This window comes from Furfurilactobacillus curtus, from assembly GCF_045862785.1.
In the GTDB taxonomy this organism is placed as follows: Bacteria; Bacillota; Bacilli; order Lactobacillales; family Lactobacillaceae; genus Furfurilactobacillus; species Furfurilactobacillus curtus.
In genome coordinates this window covers 1-438 of record NZ_BQXO01000017.1, presented here as the reverse complement: position 1 = coordinate 438, position 438 = coordinate 1, and the positions used below count along the sequence as shown (strand labels likewise).

The window sequence follows — 438 nt, the reverse complement described above, 5'->3', positions numbered from 1 at the left end:
AGTGTCCGCAGTTTCCCACGCTTTGTGCTTGCTATTGCGTTTCAAAGCAAAATAAATGGTGTATAGGACCACAGCGATACTGACGATAATTAATACCGGGTTCTTTTGACCAAAATACAAGTTGTAATAGTGCCAGGGGTGCAAGGCTAATTGTTTTAATACGGTTGGCATATGATCCGCAAAAGTTAGCTTATAGTGCGACAAGGCCATGACTGATCCAGCTAAAATCTCCGCTAAATACAAGCCAATGATTAGCGTTAGTAGATATGGCCAGCTGACTTTAACGCTGTTTAATAATTTGTCTTTCATCTAATCACCTACTAGCTGTTTAATCCTTTGTTGGTTGGTACCGGAGTATCGTTGCTTGCCATGGATCAAGGTTGGTACTGACGTTAATTGATATTTTTGAATGTAATGCCGATTCTGCGGTTGGTTCAT

General features: G+C 40.6%; 1 protein-coding gene and 1 pseudogene. Both read right to left on the bottom strand.

The annotated features are described in order from the left end of the window. Nucleotides 1-309, bottom strand: a 309-nt coding sequence (locus tag ACKTR2_RS10055) for a conjugal transfer protein (protein WP_407884997.1), incomplete at its 3' end; no start/stop codon positions are given. Continuing rightward, nucleotides 310-438, bottom strand: a pseudogene (locus ACKTR2_RS10050) (thioredoxin); the annotation flags it as partial.